Origin of the sequence: Actinoplanes sp. KI2 (genome assembly GCF_025630775.1) — a bacterium.
GTDB lineage: Bacteria > Actinomycetota > Actinomycetes > Mycobacteriales > Micromonosporaceae > Actinoplanes.
The window spans coordinates 1-18,833 of record NZ_JAOSZE010000041.1; the positions used below are offsets into that span (position 1 = coordinate 1).

The 18,833-nt window shown below is 71.0% G+C and carries 19 protein-coding genes, 1 pseudogene and 1 riboswitch; of the genes and pseudogenes, 16 read left to right on the forward strand and 4 right to left on the reverse strand.

Features of this window, described 5'->3' with window-relative positions; all coding sequences use genetic code 11:
* From ODJ79_RS35025 to ODJ79_RS35050, 6 genes and pseudogenes are all read left to right on the forward strand, one after another.
* A pseudogene (locus ODJ79_RS35025) lies at positions 1–704 on the forward strand (primosomal protein N'); the annotation flags it as partial.
* A 58-nt stretch (positions 705–762) separates the two neighbouring features.
* Positions 763–1,971: a cytochrome P450 gene (locus tag ODJ79_RS35030; protein WP_263028031.1), complete on the forward strand. Its 1,209-nt coding sequence runs from the start codon at positions 763–765 to the stop codon at positions 1,969–1,971.
* A gap of 61 nt (positions 1,972–2,032) precedes the next feature.
* Complete coding sequence (gene def / locus ODJ79_RS35035; RefSeq protein ID WP_263027945.1) at positions 2,033–2,590, forward strand: peptide deformylase; 558 nt, start codon at positions 2,033–2,035, stop codon at positions 2,588–2,590.
* Positions 2,591–2,595: 5 nt separating this feature from the next.
* On the forward strand, positions 2,596–3,522 hold the full coding sequence (fmt, locus tag ODJ79_RS35040) for a methionyl-tRNA formyltransferase (RefSeq protein ID WP_263028032.1): 927 nt from the start codon (positions 2,596–2,598) through the stop codon (positions 3,520–3,522).
* Positions 3,519–4,994: an RsmB/NOP family class I SAM-dependent RNA methyltransferase gene (locus ODJ79_RS35045; protein WP_263027946.1), complete on the forward strand. Its 1,476-nt coding sequence runs from the start codon at positions 3,519–3,521 to the stop codon at positions 4,992–4,994. Before fmt ends, ODJ79_RS35045 begins: the two co-directional genes overlap by 4 nt.
* A gap of 45 nt (positions 4,995–5,039) precedes the next feature.
* Positions 5,040–5,687, forward strand: coding sequence for a sulfotransferase family protein (locus ODJ79_RS35050; RefSeq protein ID WP_263027947.1), 648 nt, complete (start codon positions 5,040–5,042; stop codon positions 5,685–5,687).
* On the opposite strand, the gene ODJ79_RS35055 is transcribed toward ODJ79_RS35050, so the two are convergent.
* A complete protein-coding gene (locus ODJ79_RS35055) occupies positions 5,662–6,507 on the reverse strand; it encodes a septum formation family protein (protein ID WP_263027948.1) in 846 nt (281 codons plus the stop codon). The genes ODJ79_RS35050 and ODJ79_RS35055 overlap by 26 nt on opposite strands.
* A 90-nt stretch (positions 6,508–6,597) precedes the next feature.
* On the opposite strand from ODJ79_RS35055, the gene rpe reads away from it, so the two are divergent.
* The 6 genes from rpe (at position 6,598) to ribH (ending at position 12,136) form a co-directional block, all read left to right on the forward strand.
* Positions 6,598–7,278 carry a ribulose-phosphate 3-epimerase gene (rpe, locus tag ODJ79_RS35060; protein ID WP_263027949.1) on the forward strand — a complete coding sequence of 227 codons (681 nt, stop codon included), beginning with the start codon at positions 6,598–6,600 and terminating at the stop codon, positions 7,276–7,278.
* Between the two features lie 24 nt (positions 7,279–7,302).
* The gene (locus ODJ79_RS35065; RefSeq protein ID WP_263027950.1) at positions 7,303–8,310 is read left to right on the forward strand and encodes a response regulator; all 1,008 of its coding nucleotides are present in this window, start codon (positions 7,303–7,305) and stop codon (positions 8,308–8,310) included.
* A 112-nt stretch (positions 8,311–8,422) separates the two neighbouring features.
* Positions 8,423–8,602: riboswitch (FMN riboswitch) on the forward strand.
* A 127-nt stretch (positions 8,603–8,729) separates the two neighbouring features.
* Positions 8,730–9,827, forward strand: a complete 1,098-nt coding sequence (gene ribD / locus ODJ79_RS35070; protein WP_263027951.1) for a bifunctional diaminohydroxyphosphoribosylaminopyrimidine deaminase/5-amino-6-(5-phosphoribosylamino)uracil reductase RibD — start codon at positions 8,730–8,732, stop codon at positions 9,825–9,827.
* Complete coding sequence (locus ODJ79_RS35075) at positions 9,828–10,421, forward strand: riboflavin synthase (protein ID WP_263027952.1); 594 nt, start codon at positions 9,828–9,830, stop codon at positions 10,419–10,421. It begins immediately after the preceding gene.
* A complete protein-coding gene (locus ODJ79_RS35080; protein ID WP_263027953.1) occupies positions 10,421–11,626 on the forward strand; it encodes a bifunctional 3,4-dihydroxy-2-butanone-4-phosphate synthase/GTP cyclohydrolase II in 1,206 nt (401 codons plus the stop codon). Before ODJ79_RS35075 ends, ODJ79_RS35080 begins: the two co-directional genes overlap by 1 nt.
* Positions 11,627–11,659: 33 nt before the next feature.
* Positions 11,660–12,136, forward strand: coding sequence for a 6,7-dimethyl-8-ribityllumazine synthase (ribH, locus tag ODJ79_RS35085; RefSeq protein ID WP_263027954.1), 477 nt, complete (start codon positions 11,660–11,662; stop codon positions 12,134–12,136).
* Between the two features lie 1,591 nt (positions 12,137–13,727).
* Here the strand turns inward: ribH and ODJ79_RS35090 are convergent.
* From ODJ79_RS35090 to ODJ79_RS35100, 3 genes are read right to left on the reverse strand one after another with little or no spacing between them, the layout of a single operon-like run.
* The gene (locus tag ODJ79_RS35090; protein WP_263027955.1) at positions 13,728–14,468 is read right to left on the reverse strand and encodes an amino acid ABC transporter ATP-binding protein; all 741 of its coding nucleotides are present in this window, start codon (positions 14,466–14,468) and stop codon (positions 13,728–13,730) included.
* Entirely contained in the window at positions 14,468–15,316 is an 849-nt protein-coding gene (locus ODJ79_RS35095) for an amino acid ABC transporter permease (RefSeq protein WP_263027956.1), read from the reverse strand. Before ODJ79_RS35095 ends, ODJ79_RS35090 begins: the two co-directional genes overlap by 1 nt.
* A gap of 4 nt (positions 15,317–15,320) precedes the next feature.
* Complete coding sequence (locus tag ODJ79_RS35100) at positions 15,321–16,193, reverse strand: ABC transporter substrate-binding protein (RefSeq protein ID WP_263027957.1); 873 nt, start codon at positions 16,191–16,193, stop codon at positions 15,321–15,323.
* 69 nt (positions 16,194–16,262) lie between these two features.
* On the opposite strand from ODJ79_RS35100, the gene ODJ79_RS35105 reads away from it, so the two are divergent.
* The 4 genes from ODJ79_RS35105 to infC all read left to right on the forward strand — a co-directional run bounded on the left by ODJ79_RS35105 (position 16,263) and on the right by infC (position 18,803).
* Positions 16,263–16,535 carry a phosphoribosyl-ATP diphosphatase gene (locus ODJ79_RS35105; protein WP_317620729.1) on the forward strand — a complete coding sequence of 91 codons (273 nt, stop codon included), beginning with the start codon at positions 16,263–16,265 and terminating at the stop codon, positions 16,533–16,535.
* A gap of 40 nt (positions 16,536–16,575) precedes the next feature.
* Positions 16,576–17,418 carry an ATP phosphoribosyltransferase gene (gene hisG / locus ODJ79_RS35110; protein WP_263027959.1) on the forward strand — a complete coding sequence of 281 codons (843 nt, stop codon included), beginning with the start codon at positions 16,576–16,578 and terminating at the stop codon, positions 17,416–17,418.
* A complete protein-coding gene (locus ODJ79_RS35115) occupies positions 17,415–17,870 on the forward strand; it encodes a PH domain-containing protein (RefSeq protein WP_263027960.1) in 456 nt (151 codons plus the stop codon). The genes hisG and ODJ79_RS35115 overlap by 4 nt, the downstream gene beginning before the upstream one ends.
* A gap of 336 nt (positions 17,871–18,206) precedes the next feature.
* Positions 18,207–18,803: a translation initiation factor IF-3 gene (gene infC, locus ODJ79_RS35120; protein ID WP_263028033.1), complete on the forward strand. Its 597-nt coding sequence runs from the start codon at positions 18,207–18,209 to the stop codon at positions 18,801–18,803.
* Positions 18,804–18,833: the final 30 nt, after the last annotated feature.

Below are 18,833 nucleotides of genomic sequence, written 5' to 3' on the forward strand. Positions count from 1 at the left end.
CGGCCGGGTTTCGGGGCCGGGCGGGGGGGGGGGGGCGGCGGGGGGCCCGGGGACCGGGGGCCCGCCGCACCGCCGAGGAGCTGGGTCGGGCCTTCCCGGGGGTGCCGGTGCGCACCTCGGGGCGGGACGAGATCCTCGACACCGTGCCGGCCGAGGCGGCCGTGGTGGTGGCCACGCCGGGGGCCGAGCCGCACGCCGAGGGCGGGTACGGCGCGGTGCTGCTGCTCGACACCTGGGCGCTGCTGACCCGCTCCGACCTGCGCGCGGCCGAGGAGACGATGCGGCGCTGGCTGAACGCCGCGGCGCTGGCCCGGTCGGCCCGCGACGGCGGCCGGGTCGTGGTGGTGGCCGACGGGTCGCTGGCCACGGTGCAGGCGCTGATCCGGTGGGAGCCGGGCTGGTTCGCCGAGCGGGAGCTGGCCGAGCGGCGCGAGCTGGGTTTTCCGCCGGCCGCACGGATGGCCGGCCTCACCGGGAAGCCGGAGGCGGTCGCCGAGCTGCTCGCCGCCGCGCGGCTGCCGGCCGGGGCCGAGGTGCTCGGGCCGGTCCCGGCCGGTGACGACGAGGAGCGGATGCTGGTTCGCACCTCCCGCTCGCAGGCCGCCGCGATGGCGCGGGCGCTGCACGAGGCCGCCGCCGTGCGCAGCGCCAAGAAGGCCGCGCTGACCGTCCGGATCGAGGTCGACCCGGCAACGATCTTCTGAGTGGCGGGCCTGAGCAGCAAACGTGGCGAACGGTGCGGACACCATGGAATATCGAACGATGGATGCCAGCGAGGCCGCCAAGACTCTGCTCACCTTCACCGGGGACCTCGATCCGAACGAGGCCTACGCCGCCCTGCACGCGCACGGACAGATCCTGCAGATCGGCGACCGGGCTTTTCTCGTCAACGGGTACGACGCCGTCGATCGGGCCCTGCGGGACAGCGCCATGCAGAAGCTCGACGCCGAGCGGCTCGACGCCGTCCGGCCGGGCTGGCGGGAGTATCGGTCCATCGCGCTGTTCGCCGACTCGATGCTGCGGGCGAACCCGCCCCGGCACACGCGCATGCGCCGGCTCGCCGCGGGTGTCTTCACCGCCCGGCGGGTCGAGGGGCTACGAGCGGTCATCTCCCAGCAGGTCGACGAGCTGCTGGACGAGCTCACCGCGTACGCGAAAGGTCTTGATCTGGTGGCCCGGCTGGCGTACCCGCTGCCGATCGGGGTGATCACCGCGTTGCTGGGTGTTCCGGCCGCGGATCGGGGGCGGTTTCGCGAGCTGGCCACGGCCCTGACCGGCGTGCTGGAGCTGAACTGGAGCGAGGACGACCGGAAGCTGGCGGACGCGGCGGCCGACGAGCTGACCGACTACTTCGCGCACCTGGTGGCGGCGCGCCGGGCCGATCCGCGGGACGACCTGGTCACCGCGCTCGCCGCGGCGCACGAGGCGGACGGCGAGCGACTCACCGGCGACGAGCTGCTGGCCAACCTCGCGCTGCTGCTGGTCGCGGGCTTCGAGACGACCACCAACCTGATCGCCGGCGGGATCGTCCTGGCGCTCGATCATCCCGCGTACGCCGGCAAGCTGCGCGACGATCCGGCGCTGGCTCCGGCGTACGTGGAAGAGGTCTTGCGGATCGACCCGCCGGTGCAGGTCACCTCGCGCCGGGCAGAAGGCGCGAGCGCGATCGCGGGCCTGGCGATCCCGTCCGGCAGCGACCTGCTCCTGCTGCTCGGCGCGGCCAACCGCGATCCGGCTCGGTTCCCGCGGCCGGACGTCTTCGAGCCGGGGCGCGCCGGGCCGCCGCCGCTGTCGTTCGGCGGTGGCGTGCACTACTGCCTCGGCGCCCCGCTGGCCCGGCTGGAGGCGCAGATCGCGCTGCCTGCGCTGCTGCGCCGATTCCCCGGCATGGAGCTGATCGCCCGCCCGCGCCGACGCCCCCGGATGAACCTTCGTGGCTGGCGGGAGGTACCTGTCACGCTGGCGGGATGACCGCCGGCGGCACTCCGTAGACTGGCCGGGTGCCACCCCGGAAAGTCAGGAGTCTCGCCGCGTGACCGTTCAGCCCATCCGTCTCTTCGGTGATCCGGTGCTGCGGACGCCGGCCGACCCCGTCGTGGATTTCGACAAGGAGCTGCGCACCCTCGTGCGCGACCTGGTCGAGACCATGCAGGACGAGGGCGGCGCCGGCCTGGCCGCCCCGCAGCTCGGCGTCGGGCTGCGCGTGTTCAGCTTCGACGTGGACGACGTGGTGGGCCACATCGTGAACCCGGTGCTGTCCTTCCCCGACGAGGAGGAACAGGACGGGCCGGAGGGCTGCCTGTCGATCCCCGGCATCTACATCGACACCAAGCGCCGGCAGAACGTGATCGCCAACGGCTTCAACGAGCACGGCGACCCGATCCAGGTGGTCGGCACCGGACTGATGAGCCGCTGCGTGCAGCACGAGACCGATCACCTCGACGGGGTGCTGTTCCTCGACCGGCTGGACGCCGCCTCGCGCAAGGACGCGATGAAGCAGATCCGCGCCGCCGACTGGTACGACGCCGCCAAGCCGCCGACGATCAAGGACAGCCCGCACGGCCGGGGCATCTTCGGGCTGGGACGGTGACCGGGTTGCGCCTCGTCTTCGCCGGTACGCCGGCCGTCGCCCTGCCCAGCCTCGACGCCATCGCCGCCTCCGGCCACGAGCTGCTCGCCGTGGTGACCCGCCCGGACGCGCCCGCCGGTCGCGGCCGGCACCTGGTGCGCTCGCCCGCGGGCGCCTGGGCCGACGAGCGCGGCATCGAGGTGCTGACCCCGGCCCGGCCGCGCGAGCCGGAGTTCCAGCAGCGGCTGCGCGAGCTGGCGCCCGATTGCGTGCCGGTGGTCGCGTACGGCGCACTGGTACCGCCGAGCGCGCTGGAGATCCCCCGGCACGGCTGGGTGAACCTGCACTTCTCGCTGCTGCCCGCCTGGCGGGGCGCCGCGCCGGTGCAGCACGCGGTGCTGCATGGTGACGAGGTGACCGGGGCGAGCGTCTTCGAGCTGGAGGCGGGACTGGACACCGGCCCGGTCTACGGGACGCTCACCGAGGAGATCCGGCCGACGGACACGTCCGGTGACCTGCTCGATCGGCTGGCGGTCAGCGGAGCGGGCCTGCTGGTGGCGGTGCTTGACGCGATCCAGGCGGGTACTGCCAAGGCCCATCCGCAGCCGGGCTTCGATGTGACGCTGGCCCCCAAGATCACCGTTGAGGACGCCAACGTGCGGTGGAACGATCCAGCCTTCGCCGTCGACCGGCGCGTGCGGGCCTGCACTCCGGCCCCGGGCGCCTGGACGATATTTCGCGGCGAGCGGGTCAAATTGGGGCCGGTGCGTCCGATCGCCAACGGGCCTTCGCTGACCGCGGGCGCCATCCAGGTGGAGCGGACCCAGGTGCTGGTCGGCACGGCGACCACGCCCGTCGCGCTGGGCGAGGTGCGCCCGGCCGGGAAAAAGGCGATGCCGGCCACCGACTGGGCCCGTGGCCTGCGCATCCAGGCGGGGGAGCGGTTCGAGTGAGCGACCATCGCGCCGGGCGGCCGCACGGTTCCGGCCGCCCACGAGGGACCGCCGGTCCCGGCTACTCCCGTGACTCCCGCACCGGGCGGGCGCCGCGCGGCGGCCGGCCGCCGTCCGACCCGGCTCGCCAGGCCGCGTACGAGGCGATCGCCGCGGTGCACCGGGACGACGCGTACGCCAATCTCGCGCTCGCCGAGATCCTTCGCGGCATGGGGCTCAGCGGCCGGGACGCCGCGTTCGCCACCGAGCTCACGTACGGCACGCTGCGCTCGGTCGGCACCCTCGACCTGATCATCGGGGCGGCCGCCGGGCGGGACGTGGCCCGGATCGACCCGCCGGCCCGCGACGCGCTGCGCCTGGGGGCCTACCAGCTGCTGCACACCCGGGTGCCGGCGCACGCCGCGGTCAACCAGACCGTCGACCTGGTGCGCTCGGTCGCGCCGGGTGCGGCCGGCTTCGCCAACGCGGTGCTGCGGACGATCACCGAGACGCCGCTGGAGGGCTGGCTCGAGCGGCTGGCCCCGGCGTACGACGTCGACCCGGTCGGCAACCTCTCGGTGCAGCACAACCACCCGCAGTGGATCGTGCGGGCGTTCGCCGAGGCGCTCGGCGGCGATCTCGAGGAGACCAAGCGGCTGCTGATCGAGGACAACCAGGCCCCGATCGTGCACCTGTGCGCGCGGCCCGGGCGGGCCGACGCGATCGAGCTGGCCGACGAGGTCGACGGGGAGCCGGGGGCGTTCTCGCCGTACACGGTCTATCTGAACGCCGGCGGCTCGCCGGGCGAGCTGGCCGCGATCCGCCAGGGTCGCGCGCACGTCCAGGACGAGGGCTCCCAGCTGGTGGCGGCCGCGCTGCTGGCCGCGCCGATCGAGGGCCGGGACACCCGCTGGCTGGACCTGTGCGCGGGCCCGGGCGGCAAGGCCGGGCTGCTCGGCTCGATCGCCGCGCTGCGCAACGCCGAGGTGACCGCGGTCGAGGTGGCCGAGCACCGGGCCCGCCTGGTCGAGCACGCCACCGAGGGCATGCCGGTGACGGTGCTGCCGATGGACGGGCGCTCGGTGGGCCGCGACCCCGATCTGCCGGAGGAGTCGTTCGACCGGGTGCTGGTCGACGCGCCGTGCACCGGGCTCGGCTCGCTGCGCCGGCGGCCGGAGTCGCGCTGGCGCCGGCAGCCGTCGGATCTGCCGGCGTTGACCAAGTTGCAGCGGGAACTGCTGGTGGCGGCGCTGCGGGCGGTGCGGCCGGGCGGCCTGGTCGCGTACGTGACCTGCTCGCCGCACATGGTCGAGACGCAGGTGACGGTCACCGAGGGCGCGCGGCGCAGCGGGGTCGAGGTCGATTTCGTCGATGCGCGGCTGCTGCTGCCGCCGGGCATGCCGGGTCTGGGGCCCGGGCCGACGGTGCAGTTGTGGCCGCATCGGCACGGTACCGACGCGATGTTCCTGGCGGTTCTGCGCCGGACTTCTTGACCTTTTCGGCCGACTGCATCGACATGGCTCGGGTATAACCAGGCCATGGATGTGATCGGCGTGGGCTTCGGCCGGACCGGGACACTCAGCCTGAAGGTGGCGCTCGAGCAGCTCGGATTCGGTCCGTGCATGCACATGATGCCGCTGCTCGAGGACCCCTGGCGGGCCTCGCTCCTTGGCCGGGCCGCGGATGGGGAAGCGGCCTGCCTCGATGCCGCCTTTGACGGCTATCGATCGACCGTGGATTGGCCCGGCACCTTTTTCTGGCGCGAGCTCACCGCCGCGCATCCGGCCGCGCAGGTCATCCTGACCACGCGCGATCCCGGCGACTGGTACGACAGCGCGTACCGGACCATCTATGCGGCGGCGACCATGGACGGGCCGCTGCCGCAGGTCATGGTGGCCGGGCGGGAGATGGCCGAGAAGACCGTCTGGCAGGGGACCTTCGGCGGCCGTTTCGCCGACCGCGAGGCGGCCCTCCAACTTTTCCAGGAGCACAATGCGGCCGTACGCGCGGAGATCGCCCCCGATCGCCTGCTGGAGTTCACGGTGAGCGAGGGCTGGGGGCCGCTCTGCGATTTCCTCGGCGCGCCCGTGCCGGACGCCCCGTTCCCGCGGCTGAACGACGGCGCCGGCTTCCACCGGGCCCTGCGGGAGCGGCTGACGCTCATCGACTCCCGTAGTGGATCTTGAGCTTGCCGGGACCGGCGCCGTGGTAGGAGCCGGTCACCTTCTCCCCGTTGAGCCACAGGAAACAGCGGATCGACCGGTCGCCCATCTGCCACGCGGTGTCGTCCGGCGGGAAGCCCAGCCAGCCGACCCGGCTCGGTAGCGTGGAGTCGTCGGCGAGGCCGGTGAACGCCGCGATCGCCCGGTCGCAGCCCCTCGCCACCTCGTCGCCGCTGAGGTCGGCCGACCTGGCCTTGGCGGTGGTGAACAGGCCGGCGAACTCGGCGGTGTGCGCCTTCGGGCAGGGCACCGGGTGCATCTCGGTGACCTTGTCGCCCTCGACGGTCGGGTTGGCGCAGCCCATCCGCAGCCGGCCGCCGGTCCGCACGCTGCCCTTCAGACTGCCGGTGCGGTGCACCAGCGAGCCGTCGACCGGGGACGTCTCGGCCACGTCGCAGCGGACCCAGCGGGCGCCGCCGGCCCAGGCCGCCTTGCTCGGCAACACCGGTTGCAACACCACCCATCCGGTACGCCAATCGCCGCCCAGGAACGCGCCGGCGGCCGTCGAGCAGGCCGCGAAGGCCAGCGCCGTGCTCTGCTTGCGGACCGTCGCCACCGCCACGGTCTCGGCCAGGTGCGGCTCGGCGCAGGGCATCGGAGCGTAGCTGTCCACGGTCGTGCTCTGCACCAGGTCGGCGTGGCAGGTGCCGGCCTGCGGGCGGAACGGGGTGGCCGCGGCCATCGGCCGCCAGTCGTCGGTCAGGTCGCCGTCCAGGCCGCCGGGCCGCTCGCCGCACCCGCCGAGCGCCAGCACGCAGAGCACGCCAACCGCCCACCGCCACATGCGCGCCTCCCCAGGCAATCGGACGGTCACTCTATCCCGGTTGTCCACAGCCGCCGGAGAAGCGACCTCCGAACGCCTTAGACTGCCCCGGTGGAAGCTAAGCCGATCATTGCGCCCAGCATCCTTGCCGCCGACTTCGCCCGTCTCGCCGACGAGGTGGGCGCGATCGAGGGTGCGGCCGACTGGGTGCACGTCGACGTCATGGACAACCACTTCGTGCCCAACCTGACCATCGGCCTGCCGGTGGTGCAGAGCCTGCGCAAGTCGACCAGCCTCCCGTTCGACGTGCACCTGATGATCACCGACCCGCAGCGCTGGGCGCCCGGGTACGCGGAGGCCGGGGCGTACAACGTGACCTTCCACGCCGAGGCCTGCGACGACCCGGTGGCCCTGGCCAAGACGCTGCGGGCGGCCGGCTCCAAGGCCGGGCTGGCGATCGACCGGGACACGCCGGTCGAGCCGTACCTGGAGCTCCTGCCGTACTTCGACACGCTGCTGATCATGACGATCAAGGCCGGCTTCGGCGGGCAGAAGTTCCTGCCCGAGATGCTGGCGAAGGTGCGTGACGTGCGCCGCCGGATCGCCGCGAAACAGCTCGAGGTGCGCCTCGAGGTGGACGGCGGCATCGCTGCCGACACCATCGCCGAGGCCGCCGAGGCGGGCGCCGACGCGTTCGTGGCCGGCACCGCGGTGTACGGCGCGGCCGACCCCGCGGAGGCGGTTCGGCATCTTCGCGCACTGGCCGAGAGGGCTGGTCCGTCGCATTATTGAGCTGGTCGGCAGCGGGGAGACAGGATGAGCACCGACATGGTGCGCGATATCGGCGATCTCGGGCCGGAACCGGAGCAGCGGCCCGACCTGATCCTGGTGGTCGACGACGATCAGGACATTGCGGGCTTCGTCGAGTTCAACCTGAAGATGGAGGGCTACGACGTCCTCCGCGCCGCCGACGGCGAGGAGGCGCTGCGCGTGATTCAGGACCGCCGCCCCGACCTGGCGGTGGTCGACTGGATGATGCCGGGGATGAACGGGGTCGAGCTGACCCGCCGGCTGCGCGCCGAGCCGCTCACCTCCACCCTCCCGGTGATCATGCTGACCGCCAAGAGCATGACCGCGGACAAGGTGGTGGGCCTCCGGTCCGGCGTCGACGACTACCTGGTCAAGCCGTTCGACACCTTCGAGCTGCTGGCCCGCGTCACCAACACGTTGCAGCGCAACAAGGAGTTCCGCGAGGTCTCCCCGCTGACCGGGCTGCCCGGCAACTCCCGGGTGCGGCGCGAGATCCACGACCGGATGCGGGCCGGCGGCGAATACTCCGTGGGCTACATCGACATCGACCGGTTCAAGAGCGTCAACGACGTGTACGGGTTCGACCGCGGCGACGAGTTCATCACCGCGCTCGCCCGCTGCCTGCACAAGGCGGTCACCACGATCGGCCCACCGTCGATCTTCCTGGGCCACATCGGCGGCGACGACTTCGTCTTCATCTGCGCCCCCGACCAGGTGCTGCCGCTGACCAAGCGCACGGTCACCGATTTCGAGCAGGCCGCCGACCGGCTGTACGACCCGGGTGACGCCGAGCGCGGCTACATCGAGGTCCCCGACCGGCGCGGCAACAAGAACAAGGCAGCGTTGGTCACCCTCTCCATCGGGGTCGCCCAGGCCACCGTCGAGGGCCGCACGTTCACCGACCCGCGAGTGGTGATCGCGGTGGCCTCCGAGATGAAGAAGGTGGCCAAGTCCCAGCCCGGGTCCTACGTGGCGATCGACCGGCGGCGAGCCGGCGGGGACGGCGACGAGTAGTCCGCTTGGCGGCTTTGTTCATCCACGTCATCGAGATCCGGCCGAATGTGAGATGCCTCGCCGACCTGGTGGCAAATCTGGGTGATCGTGCAAGACTCAGGGGTAACCCACCACGCGCTGGCGGGACTCGGTGAAATTCCGAACCGGCGGTGATCCGATGCGGTGAGCATCGGTAAGCCCGCGACCCGGACGTCGTCATGACGGACGGTGGACCTGGTGAGACTCCGGGGCCGACGGTTGGTCGAGCGGCACTTGCCGCCCGGTCAGACAGTCCGGATGGGAGACAGCGCGCGGGATCGGACCGAGGGCTCGCTTCGCGTGTCGTCGACCGGGGCGCGCGAAGCGTACCCGACTGTTCGATTCCTGGCGTTATTTCCCGTTCCTCGGCGCGTGACCGTACCGCGCCCGAGAGGAACGCCATGGTTACCGAGGACGAGGCGATGCGCCGCGCTATCGCGCTCGCCGCCCGGGGCCTCGGAACGACCAGCCCGAACCCCGTCGTCGGCTGCCTCCTGCTGGACTCCGACGGCGAGGTGGTGGGTGAGGGCTTCCACGCGTACGCCGGCGGGCCGCACGCCGAGATCGTGGCGCTCGCCCAGGCCGGTGAGCGGGCCCGCGGCGGCACCGCCGTGGTCACCCTGGAGCCCTGCAACCACATCGGCCGGACCGGACCGTGCAGCCACGCGCTGATCAATGCGGGTGTGCGCCGCGTGGTGATCGCCGTGGACGACCCGACCCCGGTCGCCGCCGGCGGCTCCACCACGCTGCGGGCGGCCGGCGTGCAGGTGGAGACCGGGGTGCGCCGCAAGGAGGCGGAGCAGGGCAACATCGCATGGCTCACCGCGGTGCGGCGCGCCCGACCGTACGTGACCTGGAAGTTCGCCGCCACCCTCGACGGCCGCTCGGCCGCCGCCGACGACACCAGCCAGTGGATCACCTCGGCGCCGGCCCGCAGCGACGTGCACGTGCTGCGCAGCACGATGGACGCGATCATGGTGGGCGCCGGGACGGTGCTCGCCGACGACCCGCAGCTCACCGTCCGCGACCTGCGGGACGGCACGCTGGCGATCAAGCAGCCGCTGCGGGTGGTGGTCGACTCCGCCGGGCGTACGCCCAAGACGGCGCGCGTCCGCGACGTGGCCGCACCCACCTGGATCGTCACGACCGACGAGGTCGGCGCGGGGCCGGACGGCCGCGTCGACCTGCACTCGATGCTCGCCGCGCTGTTCGGCCGAGGCATCCGCTCGGTGCTGCTGGAGGGCGGCCCGACGCTGGCCGGCTCGTTCCTGGCCGCCGGGCTGGTCGACCAGGTGATCGGGTACGTCGCGCCCAAGCTGCTCGGCGCCGGCAAGCCCGCCCTGGTCGACGCCGGGGTCGGCACGATCGCCGACGCCATCGAGCTCGATCTCACCGACATCGCGCAGATCGGTCCCGACCTGCGCTTCACCGCATCGCTCCAGACAAAGCCCTCCGATCCCCCCACCCACCGCCCTAATTCGGAATGGAAGGACGCCTAAATGTTCACCGGCATCGTCGAGGAACTGGGCGAGGTGGTCCGCCTGGTCGACGGCGGCGGCGACTCCGCCGTCATCGCGGTCCGCGGGCCCGTCGTCACGTCGGACGCTCGGCATGGCGACTCGATCTCGGTCAACGGGGTCTGTCTCACCGTGATCGAGAACGAGGACGGCGTGTTCACCGCCGACGTGATGGGCGAGACGCTGCGGCGCTCCTCGCTCGGCGCGCTGCGCGTGGGCAGCCAGGTCAACCTGGAGCGGGCCGCCACGGTCGGCAGCCGGCTCGGCGGGCATCTCGTGCAGGGGCACGTGGACGGGGTCGCCAAGATCCTCGACCGTACGCCCGAATCCGAGTGGGAGGTGCTCCGCTTCTCCCTGCCGTCGCATCTCGCGAAGTACGTGGTGGAGAAGGGCTCGATCACCGTCGACGGGGTCTCGCTGACCGTCATGGCGGTGGACGACGCATCCTTCAGCGTCGGGCTGATCCCGACCACGCTGAAGCTGACCGTCCTGGGATCCAAGAGCGCGGGCGACCCGGTGAACCTCGAGGTCGACGTGATCGCCAAGTACGTGGAAAAGATGCTGGGGAGCCGATGATGTTCGAAGACATTGAGCGGGCGATCGCCGATATTGCCGCCGGCCGCCCGGTGATCGTGGTCGACGACGAGGACCGGGAGAACGAGGGCGATCTCATCTTCGCGGCCGAGAAGGCCACGCCGGAGCTGGTCGCGTTCATGGTCCGCTACACCTCGGGCTACATCTGCGCGCCGATCACCGAGGAGGAGGCGGACCGCCTCGAGCTGCCGCCGATGTACCACACCAACCAGGACCGGCGGGGCACCGCGTACGCCGTGACCGTCGACGCGAGCGAGGGCGTGTCGACCGGCATCTCGGCCGCCGACCGGGCCCGCACGCTGCGGCTGCTCTCCTCGCCCGACACGCGTCCCACCGACCTGTCCCGCCCCGGCCACGTGGTCCCGTTGCGGGCCAAGGCCGGCGGGGTGCTGCGCCGCCCGGGCCACACCGAGGCGGCGATCGACCTCTCGGTGCTGGCCGGCCTGCGTCCGGCCGGGGTGCTCTGCGAGATGGTCAACGACGACGGCACCATGCAGCGCCGCCCCGACCTGGAGCGGTTCGCGAAGGAGCACGACCTGACGCTGATCACGATCGCCGACCTGGTCGCGTACCGGCGGCTGCAGGAGAAGCAGGTCGAGCTGGTGGTGGAGACCCGGCTGCCGACCGAGCACGGCGACTTCACCGCGGTCGGCTACCGCGCGCAGGTCGACGGCAGCGAGCACGTGGCGCTGGTCTTCGGTGACCTCGGCGACGGCGAGGACGTGCTGGTCCGGGTGCACTCCGAGTGCCTGACCGGGGACGTGTTCGGCTCCAAGCGCTGCGACTGCGGCCCGCAGCTGAACGCGGCGATGCAGCAGGTCGCCGAGGCGGGCCGGGGCGTGGTGCTCTACATGCGCGGGCACGAGGGCCGGGGGATCGGGCTGCTGCACAAGCTGCAGGCGTACCAGCTGCAGGACCGCGGCTTCGACACGGTCGACGCGAACCTGGAGCTGGGCCTGCCGGCCGACGCGCGAGACTACGGGACGGGCGCTCAGATCCTGTACGACCTGGGCGTGCGCTCGATGCGGCTGCTCACCAACAACCCGGCGAAGCGGGCCGGCCTGGAGGGCTACGGGCTGACCGTGACCGGCCGCGAGGCCTTGCCGGTGCGGTTGCACCCGGAGAACGTGCGCTACCTGCGGACGAAGCGAGACCGCATGGGGCACCTTTTCGAAGCCCTCGGCTGATTAGTATGAAATTCTGGGAAAAAGGGGGCAGAGATGGCCGGCTTCGGTGATCCGCACGTGCAGACCGTCGACGCGGCCGGGCTACGGCTCGGCATCGTCGGCTCACGATGGCACGCCGACCTGGTCGATCACATGATCGAGCGGGCCAAGGCCGCGGCCCAGGCCTGCGGCGTCGCGGACGTCACGATCCACCGGGTAGCCGGCGCCGTAGAGCTACCCGTAGTCGCCCAGGCCCTGGCCAAGCAGTGCGACGCGGTCGTCGCCCTGGGCGTCGTGATCAAGGGCGAGACCGAGCATTTCGAGTACGTCTGCGACTCGGTCACCACCGGCCTGACCCGCATAGCCCTCGATGAGCACACCCCCGTAGCCCAGGGCGTGCTGACGGTGCACAGCCTGGGCCAGGCCCGCGACCGAGCCGGCCTGGAAGACTCGATCGAAGACAAGGGCTACCAGAGCACGGTGGCGGCCCTCGACACCGCCTTGGTCCTACGCGAGCTGGCCAAGCCATAAAACCGCACGTGCCGGGCGCGCACACCACCCGCCCGGCACGCCACCGGCCGCATCCGTCACGCCAGAGGCCGCATCCGTCACGCCGCCGGCCGCATCCGTCGCACCAGAGGCCGCATCCGTCACGCCGCCGGCCGCCTCCGTCTCGCCAGAGGTCGCATCCGTCGCACCAGAGGCCGCGTCCGTCACGCCGCCGGCCGCGTCCGTCTCGCCAGAGGCCGCATCTGTCGCACCAGAGCGACACCACCCCAGCGGGCCCGCCCGAAGCAGTCCGCCCTGGGGCAACCGCCCACCTCGAGGGCGCCCGTCCGACGCTGTCGTGGCGGGCCCGCTCGTTGGACGTCATGGTGGCGGGCCGGTTTCGAGCTCCCCGAGCGAATGCGCGATCAATTCTTTCGCACGCAGCGAAAATGCGCGAACGACCGACACCGAACGCCCGCCCGAGGAATGGCATGAGCCCTCGACATGACGGCGGTTAAAACTGTCGCACTCGCGTTCACGAATTTCCGCTATAGTTTCCTTGAGCCTGGCGATGCTCTGCTGGGAGGATCGTTTGCGGAGCGTTGTAATACGCGGTATCGAGCTCTGGCGGATGGATTTCAAGGGCCGGCTCGCCCGCCGATTTGTCGAGACCGAACTTGCCCCCATCGGCTCGGCGTGTGACGGTCGTGCGGGCGGTGTGGCGTGTGACGGTCGCGCGGGCGGTGTGGCGTGTGACGGTCGCGCGGGCGGTGTGGCGTGTGACCGCTGCTCTTTCGGCTCCGCTGGTGACGGCTGCTCTTTCGGCTGCCCGCGCGACGGCCGCTGCTCCAGCTCCACGCGCGACGGTCGCAGCTCCACGCGTGACGGTCGCTCCTCCGGCTCCGCTCGTGACGGCTGCTCCTCCAGCTCCGCGGGGGACGACGGCTCCGCATGTCCGGTGTGTGCGGGCGGGTCGGCCGGTTTCGTTTGGGTGGACCCTGTGGTGAATGGCGGCGACGTCTCGTCGGTGTGGGCTGCGTGCAGGCGGCGCAGCTTTAGCGCGTGCCGCTGGGCGAGGCCCCAATCGCGGTGGCGGGCGTGCTCTCGGCGAAATGCGTCCTTCTCGGGTGAATAATTGCGCGCTTTAGTTCGGTCACGCATTTTGGCCAGTTGGGCTGTCGTGAAGAACTGTAGCTGTCGCACCCCTATATTATCGCAGCCGAGGGAATGCGGTGGTAAGCCCGAACAACCGTTCGATCATGCCAACCTGGCGCGGTAGCGACATTAACGTTCCCGAGGAAGGCAATTCCATTCCCACCGCGACCGGCCGCACGGACCGCGAGTGGGCAGGTGTCGGGCCATGGCAAGCAGGCTTGGCCACCCGGATCCGCGCGCGGCCGCACGACCGCGAGTGGGCAGGTGTCGGGCCATGGCAAGCAGGCTTGGCACCCGGATCCGCGACCGGCCGCACGGACCGCGAGTGGGCAGGTGTCGGCCCATGGCGAGCAGGCTTGGCCACCCGGATGCGCGCCCGGCCGCACGGACCGCGAGTGGGCAGGTGTCGGCCCATGGCAAGCAGGCTTGGCCACCCGGATGCGCGCCCGGCCGCACGGACCGCGAGTGGGCGCCCGGTCTACAGACGCCCCGCCTCGATGATGCGGGCCAGGAACTGCCGGGTACGCGCCTCCACCGGATCCTTCAGTACCTGCGCCGGCGGCCCTTCCTCCAGCACCTTCCCGTTGTCCAGGAACGCCACCCGATCGGCCACCTGCCGGGCGAACCCCATCTCGTGGGTGGCCAGGACCATGGTGATCCCGTCCCCCTTGAGGTCGCGGATCATTGTGAGCACCTCGCCGACCAGTTCCGGGTCCAGGGCCGAGGTCACCTCGTCGAGCAGGAGCAGGCGGGGGGAGTTGACCAGGGCTCGGATGATGGCCGCCCGCTGCTGCTGGCCGCCGGAGAGGCGGTCCGGGTAGCTGCCGGCCTTGTCGGCCAGGCCGATTCGGGTCAGCCAGTCCATCGCCTGTTCCTTGGCCTCGGCCGCGGGGCGGCCGTGCACCTTCACCGGGGACAGGGTGATGTTGTCGAGGACGGTCATGTGCGGGAACAGGTTGTACGACTGGAAGACGAGACCGATCTTCCGGCGTACGAGATCGGGATTGACCTTGGGGTTGGTGATGTCCTCGCCGTCGAGCTCGATCGTGCCGTCGTCGACCTCGGCCAGCAGGTTCACGCAGCGCAGCAGGGTGGACTTGCCGGAGCCGGAGGCGCCGATCAGCGCGACCACCTCGTGCTCGTCGACCGACAGGTCGAGACCGTCGAGCACCATCGTGTCGCCGAACGTCTTGCGGATGCCCGTGCAGGTCAGCAGCATCAGGTCCCCGCGTTCTGGCGCCGGGCGGCGCGCAGCGTCATGTAGTCGGTCACGCCGATCAGCGGCAGGGCAAAAAGCACAAAAAGCACACCCGCGACCACGTACGGGGTGAAGTTCGCGCTCTGTGCCGCACCGATCTGTGCGGCCCGGATCGCGTCGATCGGGCCGGCCAGCGAGATGAGCCCCACGTCCTTCTGCATCGAGACGACGTCGTTGAGCAGCGCCGGCGACGCTCGGCGTACCGCCTGCGGTAGCACCACGTAGCGCATCGACTGGCGGTAGCCGAGCCCGAGCGAGCGCGCCGCGGCCATCTGGCTCGGGTGCACCGACTCGATGCCGGCCCGCAGCACCTCGGCGATGTAGGAGCCGTACGTGATGGTGATTGCCGCGCCACCGAGCACGACCACGCTCGGGGTGCCCTGCAGCCGCAGGCCGGGGATGCCGTAGGCGAACAGGTAGATCGTGATGATCAGCGGGAGGCCGCGAAACGTGTACGTGTAGATCGTGGCCAGCGTCCGCACCGGGAAGAAGACCGGCCCGCGCAGCGTGCGCAGCACCGAGGCGATCAGGCCGAGCAGCAGTGCGCCGGCCGCGCAGACGACGAACAGCCGGATGTTGAGCCAGAATCCCTCGAGGATGCTCGGCAGGAACTTCCGGGCGACGGAGGGGTCGAAGAACGACTGCTTGACCCGCGGCCAGCCGGGCGAGCCGGTGACGAGGACCCCGATCAGGGTGCCGAACACCGCGGTGGAGAGAGCGGCGAGCAGCACGGACCGGATCGCCTTCCCGCGGCGGTAGGCGATCCGGCCCAGCTGAATGTCACTCGGGCGGTGGACTTCGGTCGTCACGGGATCACTGGAGCTCGGGCGCCCCGCCGGTCTGAGCCAGCCAGGTCTTCTCCAGGACCGCCAGCGTGCCGTCGTTGCGCAGCTGGTCGACGGCGCCGCTCACGCAGCCGGTCAGGGCCGAGCCCTTGTCCAGCAGCAGGCCGAACTGCTCGGGCACCCCGACCTGCGGCAGCTGGCCGACGATGACGCCGTCCTTGAGCTCGGCGCCGGTCATGTAGAAGGCGGTCGGCAGGTCGACCACGATGCCGTCGACCGTGCCGTTGATCAGGGCGGCCTTGGCGTCGTCGTTGTTGTTGAAGACCGACGGCTGGACCGTGGGCTTGATCACGTCGGTGATGGCCTGGTAGCTCGTGGTGCCGACCTGGGCGCCGAGCTTGGCGTTCTGCAGGTCGGCGATCGACTTGGCGTTCGCGATCTTCGAGCCCTTGACGGTGATCACCGTCTGCCGGACCAGGTAGTACGGCGAGGAGAAATCGACGGCCTTCTTGCGGTCGTCGGTGATCGAGAACTCGTTGATATCGAAGTCGAACGATTTCGGGCCGGGTGCGATCGCGCTGTTGAACGTCACGGAGACCCACGTCACGTTCTCGGCCGGATAGCCGAGACGCTGGGCGACCTGGTACGCCACGGCCGACTCGAAGCCCTTGCCGTTGCTCGGCTTGTTGTCGCTGAACCACGGCTCGTACGCCGGGTTGTCGGTGCCGATGGTGAGCTTTCCGGCGGTCTTCGTCGGCAGCGCTCCGGCCGGGCAGGGGTTCACGGACGCCGAGGCGGACGGTGCGGTGGCGGTGCTCTCGTCGGCGGGGGCGCAGGCCGCGAGCGCGGCGAGCATCAGCGCCGCGCCGCCGACGGTCGTGAGGGTGTTTCGGCTGACCATGACCGGCAAGCCTAGGGCACGTCTCACCTGCTGGGGTCGTTCGTATCGATCCCGTGATGAGTTGTCACAATGGCGGCCGTGAAGACGTTCGAAGAGTTGTTCGCCGAGCTGCGGGAGAAGGCGGAGACGCGCCCGGAGGGTTCGTCCACCGTCGCGGCCCTGGAGCGCGGGGTCCACTTCATCGGCAAGAAGGTCGTCGAGGAGGCGGCCGAGTCCTGGATGGCCGCCGAGCACGAGGGCCCCGAGCGGGCCGCCGAGGAGATTTCCCAGCTGCTCTACCAGGCCCAGGTCCTGATGATCGCGTCTGGTCTCGACCTCGAGGACGTGTACCGACATCTGTGACGTGATTCCGTCCCGTTCTCGTCAGACGAAGGAGCACGTCATGCTGCGCATCGCCATTCCGAACAAGGGCACTCTCTCCCAGCCGGCCTCGCAGATGCTGCGCGACGCCGGATATCGCCAGCGTACCGACCCGAAGGACCTGGTCTGCCGAGACGAGCCGAACAACGTCGAGTTCTTCTACCTGCGACCCCGCGACATCGCCGCCTACGTCGGCACCGGCGACCTCGACCTCGGCATCACCGGCCGGGACCTGCTGCTCGACTCCGGCGTCGCCGCCGAGGAGCTGGTCGACCTCGCGTTCGGCGGGGCCACCTTCCGCTGGGCCGCTCCGGCCGGGACCCTCACCACGACCGCCGAGATCGGCGGCCGGCGCGTCGCCACCGCCTTTCCCGGGCTGGTCGAACGCTACCTCGTCGAGCACGACCTGAAGGCCGACGTGGTACGGCTCGACGGCGCCGTGGAGAACGCGGTCCGCCTCGGCGTGGCCGACCTCATCGCCGACGTGGTGGAGACCGGCGCCACGCTGCGTCAGGCCGGGCTGGTCACGATCGGCGAGCCGCTGCTGCGCTCGTCGGCGATCCTGATCGGCCGTCCGGGCAGCACCGCGGCCGGCACCGCCCAGCTGATCCGCCGGCTGCAGGGCGTGCTGGTGGCCCGCAGCTACGTGATGCTCGCCTACGACGTGCGTGCCGACCTGCTGGAGAACGCGACCGCGCTGACCCCGGGCATCGAGTCGCCGACCGTCTCGCCGCTGCACCGGGAGGGCTGGGTAGCGGTGCAGGCCATGGTGCAGCGCGCCTCGGTGCACCGGACCATGGACGAGCTGTACGAGCTCGGGGCGCGCGCCATCCTGGTCACCGACATCGCCAACTGCCGGCTATGAGTACGCTCTTCAGCGTGGTCGAATACCGCCCGAAGAAGATCCGCTGGGTTGCCGGGAGCACGGCGGCCGGGGTCGTGGTGCTGTTCACCGCGATCAGCTTCGGCCTGCACGGCTCGGCGGGGTTCGACAACTCCGGCAAGTTCGAGCGGGGCGACCAGACCGCGATGATCGGTCTCGGCATCCTGATCGCCCTGGGCATCCTGGCGTTCTGCCGGCCCCGGGTGACCGCCGATGACGACCACATCAAGATCCGGAACGTCGTGGGCGGCTACGACCTGCCCTGGTCGGTGGTCCGGGCGGTGCGCTTCGACCGGAACTCGCCGTGGGCGCAGCTCGAACTGACCAACGACGAGCAGGTGTCGATTCACGCCCTGCAGGCGGCCGACAAGGACTACGCGGTCGACGGTGTCCGGGCTCTCCGGGCCCTGCATTCATCCGCCGTGAAGGCCTGATAGACTTACGGCAGTCGACCACGTCTGTGTCCCGCTTGAGAGAGCTGGGCCGCAGGCGCGAAAGAGGAGCCCGCTGGTTCCCACCCGACGTCCTCGAGGCGGCCGGGTCCGGTCACCCGACCCGAGGGGAATATCTCGGGCTTGGGGAGCGTCCTCATGGGCGCCGATGACCGGTCGAGCGGGCCCTGGCATGCGCCGGGGCCTTCTGCTTTCTCGGCGTCCCGCACCACGAGGGCGCTCGGGGCCGACCGACATTGGCAGCGCCTGCGCGGTTGGGGAACCGCGGGGCGTGAACAGAAACCGTTCTGAGGAGGCCCCATCAGCGTCGAACCACGCATTAACGAGCAGATCCGGGCGCGTGAGGTCCGCCTGGTCGGTCCCGAGGGTGAGCAGGTCGGCATCGTGCCGCTCGAGCGCGCTCTCCAACTGGCCGCGGACGTCGATCTGGATCTGGTCGAGGTTGCTCCGATGGCGCGGCCGCCGGTGTGCAAGCTCATGGACTTCGGCAAGTTCAAGTACGAGAGCGCACTGAAGGCTCGCGAGGCGCGGCGCAACCAGCAGCAGACCGTCATCAAGGAGATGAAGCTCCGCCCGAAGATCGACCCGCACGACTACGAGACCAAGAAGGGTCACGTGGTGCGGTTCCTCAAGGCGGGCGACAAGGTCAAGGTGACGATCATGTTCCGCGGTCGCGAGCAGAGCCGCCCCGAGCTGGGTTTCCGGCTCCTGCGCCGGCTCAGCGAGGAGATCTCGGAGCTGGGCTTCGTGGAGGCCAGTCCGAAGCAGGACGGCCGCAACATGATCATGGTGCTCGCCCCCCACCGGGCGACGAAGGCCGCTGCCGTCGCGGGCAAACCCGCCCGGGAACAGCGCGAGGGCGATGGTGCCGGCACGCCGCCGGCCGAGGCCGCCGCCGACACCACCGCAGAGTAGACAGCTTTTCCGCTCGGCCCACCCGGCCGA

Coding starts and splice junctions, on each gene's coding strand:
- ODJ79_RS35030 (WP_263028031.1), top strand. CDS start 763: ATGGATGCCAGCGAGGCCGCCAAGACTCTGCTCACCTTCACCGGGGAC.
- ODJ79_RS35050 (WP_263027947.1), top strand. CDS start 5,040: ATGGATGTGATCGGCGTGGGCTTCGGCCGGACCGGGACACTCAGCCTG.
- ODJ79_RS35055 (WP_263027948.1), bottom strand. CDS start 6,507: ATGTGGCGGTGGGCGGTTGGCGTGCTCTGCGTGCTGGCGCTCGGCGGG.
- ODJ79_RS35065 (WP_263027950.1), top strand. CDS start 7,303: ATGAGCACCGACATGGTGCGCGATATCGGCGATCTCGGGCCGGAACCG.
- ribD (WP_263027951.1), top strand. CDS start 8,730: ATGGTTACCGAGGACGAGGCGATGCGCCGCGCTATCGCGCTCGCCGCC.
- ODJ79_RS35075 (WP_263027952.1), top strand. CDS start 9,828: ATGTTCACCGGCATCGTCGAGGAACTGGGCGAGGTGGTCCGCCTGGTC.
- ODJ79_RS35080 (WP_263027953.1), top strand. CDS start 10,421: ATGTTCGAAGACATTGAGCGGGCGATCGCCGATATTGCCGCCGGCCGC.
- ribH (WP_263027954.1), top strand. CDS start 11,660: ATGGCCGGCTTCGGTGATCCGCACGTGCAGACCGTCGACGCGGCCGGG.
- ODJ79_RS35090 (WP_263027955.1), bottom strand. CDS start 14,468: ATGCTGCTGACCTGCACGGGCATCCGCAAGACGTTCGGCGACACGATG.
- ODJ79_RS35100 (WP_263027957.1), bottom strand. CDS start 16,193: ATGGTCAGCCGAAACACCCTCACGACCGTCGGCGGCGCGGCGCTGATG.
- ODJ79_RS35105 (WP_317620729.1), top strand. CDS start 16,263: ATGGCGGCCGTGAAGACGTTCGAAGAGTTGTTCGCCGAGCTGCGGGAG.
- hisG (WP_263027959.1), top strand. CDS start 16,576: ATGCTGCGCATCGCCATTCCGAACAAGGGCACTCTCTCCCAGCCGGCC.
- ODJ79_RS35115 (WP_263027960.1), top strand. CDS start 17,415: ATGAGTACGCTCTTCAGCGTGGTCGAATACCGCCCGAAGAAGATCCGC.